The following is a 2,935-nucleotide window of genomic DNA, read 5'->3' as shown; positions in this document are numbered from 1 at the left end:
CGACACTTCTTGGGGTTGTATGGTTAAGTGACTAAGCGTACATGGTGGATGCCTTGGCAGTCAGAGGCGATGAAGGACGTACTAACCTGCGATAAGCTGTGAGAAGTCGGTAAGAGACGCTATTACTCACAGATTTCCGAATGGGGAAACCCACTTAGCATAAGCTAGGTATCGTTGCATGAATACATAGTGCAACGAGGCGAACCGGGAGAACTGAAACATCTAAGTACCCCGAGGAAAAGAAATCAACCGAGATTCCCTCAGTAGCGGCGAGCGAACGGGGATTAGCCCTTAAGCATCTTGGAAGTTAGTGGAACGGTCCTGGAAAGGCCGGCGATACAGGGTGATAGCCCCGTACACGAAAACAACCTTGATGTGAAATCGAGTAGGGCGGGACACGTGACATCCTGTCTGAATATGGGGGGACCATCCTCCAAGGCTAAATACTCCTGACTGACCGATAGTGAACCAGTACCGTGAGGGAAAGGCGAAAAGAACCCCTGTGAGGGGAGTGAAATAGAACCTGAAACCGTGTACGTACAAGCAGTGGGAGCCCTTCGGGGTGACTGCGTACCTTTTGTATAATGGGTCAGCGACTTACATTTTGTAGCGAGGTTAACCGTATAGGGGAGCCGTAGGGAAACCGAGTCTTAACTGGGCGTCTAGTTGCAAGGTGTAGACCCGAAACCGGGTGATCTAGCCATGGGCAGGTTGAAGGTTGAGTAACATCAACTGGAGGACCGAACCCACTAACGTTGCAAAGTTAGGGGATGACCTGTGGCTGGGGGTGAAAGGCCAATCAAACTCGGAGATAGCTGGTTCTCCCCGAAAGCTATTTAGGTAGCGCCTCGGACGAATACTACTGGGGGTAGAGCACTGTTTGGGCTAGGGGGTCATCCCGACTTACCAACCCCATGCAAACTCCGAATACCAGTAAGTAATATCCGGGAGACACACGGCGGGTGCTAACGTCCGTCGTGAAGAGGGAAACAACCCAGACCGCCGGCTAAGGTCCCAAAGTTCTGGTTAAGTGGGAAACGATGTGGGAAGGCTCAGACAGCTAGGATGTTGGCTTAGAAGCAGCCATCATTTAAAGAAAGCGTAATAGCTCACTAGTCGAGTCGGCCTGCGCGGAAGATGTAACGGGGCTCAAACCAGGCACCGAAGCCGCGGATTCACACTTATGTGTGAGTGGTAGGGGAGCGTTCTGTAAGTCTGCGAAGGTGTATCGAGAGGTATGCTGGAGATATCAGAAGTGCGAATGCTGACGTAAGTAACGATAAAGGGGGTGAAAAGCCTCCTCGCCGGAAGACCAAGGGTTCCTGTCCAACGTTAATCGGGGCAGGGTGAGTCGACCCCTAAGGTGAGGCCGAAAGGCGTAATCGATGGGAAGCAGGTTAATATTCCTGCACGACTTGTAATTGCGATGGGGGGACGGAGAAGGCTAGGTGGGCCAGGCGACGGTTGTCCTGGTGAAAGTGCGTAGGTGGTGTTTCTAGGCAAATCCGGAGACACAACACTGAGACACGAGACGAAGCCACTACGGTGGTGAAGCCATTGATGCCCTGCTTCCAGGAAAAGCCTCTAAGCTTCAGATTACAAGTCATCGTACCCCAAACCGACACAGGTGGTCGGGTAGAGAATACCAAGGCGCTTGAGAGAACTCGGGTGAAGGAACTAGGCAAAATAGAACCGTAACTTCGGGAGAAGGTTCGCTCTTGACAGTGAAGTCCCTTGCGGATGGAGCAGTTGGGAGTCGCAGTGACCAGATGGCTGGGACTGTTTATCAAAAACACAGCACTCTGCAAACACGAAAGTGGACGTATAGGGTGTGACACCTGCCCGGTGCCGGAAGGTTAATTGATGGGGTTAGCGCAAGCGAAGCTCTTGATCGAAGCCCCGGTAAACGGCGGCCGTAACTATAACGGTCCTAAGGTAGCGAAATTCCTTGTCGGGTAAGTTCCGACCTGCACGAATGGTGTAACCATGGCCATGCTGTCTCCACCCGAGACTCAGTGAAATCGAATTCGCCGTGAAGATGCGGTGTACCCGCGGCTAGACGGAAAGACCCCGTGAACCTTTACTACAGCTTGGCACTGAACATTGAACCTACATGTGTAGGATAGGTGGGAGGCTTTGAAGGCGTGACGCCAGTTGCGCTGGAGCCGTCCTTGAAATACCACCCTTGTATGTTTGATGTTCTAACGCAGGGCCCTGAATCGGGCTCGCGGACAGTGCCTGGTGGGTAGTTTGACTGGGGCGGTCTCCTCCCAAAGAGTAACGGAGGAGCACGAAGGTTGGCTAATCCTGGTCGGACATCAGGAGGTTAGTGCAATGGCATAAGCCAGCTTAACTGCGAGACGGACAGGTCGAGCAGGTACGAAAGTAGGTCATAGTGATCCGGTGGTTCTGAATGGAAGGGCCATCGCTCAACGGATAAAAGGTACTCCGGGGATAACAGGCTGATACCGCCCAAGAGTTCATATCGACGGCGGTGTTTGGCACCTCGATGTCGGCTCATCACATCCTGGGGCTGAAGTCGGTCCCAAGGGTATGGCTGTTCGCCATTTAAAGTGGTACGCGAGCTGGGTTCAGAACGTCGTGAGACAGTTCGGTCCCTATCTGCCGTGGGCGTTGGATGATTGAAGGGAGTTGCTCCTAGTACGAGAGGACCGGAGTGAACGAACCTCTGGTGTTCGGGTTGTCACGCCAGTGGCACTGCCCGGTAGCTAAGTTCGGAATCGATAACCGCTGAAAGCATCTAAGCGGGAAGCGAGCCCTGAGATGAGTCATCCCTGACCCCTTGAGGGTCCTAAAGGGCCGTTGGAGACCACAACGTTGATAGGTGGGGTGTGTAAGCGCGGCGACGTGTTGAGCTAACCCATACTAATTACCCGTGAGGCTTAACCATACAACACCCAAGAAGTGTTTCTGG

General features: G+C 53.1%; 1 rRNA gene. It reads left to right on the top strand.

Features of this window, described 5'->3' with window-relative positions:
* The first annotated feature begins 21 nt into the window (after window positions 1–21).
* Window positions 22–2,911, top strand: a 23S ribosomal RNA gene (locus tag AC3WR3_RS20790).
* The last annotated feature ends 24 nt before the right edge of the window (window positions 2,912–2,935 follow it).

The sequence above is a fragment of the Aeromonas sp. EU05-FHT14A05 genome (assembly GCF_058791175.1).
Note: the sequence above shows the minus strand (reverse complement) of the source record. Positions and strands in the feature narration are given on the sequence as shown.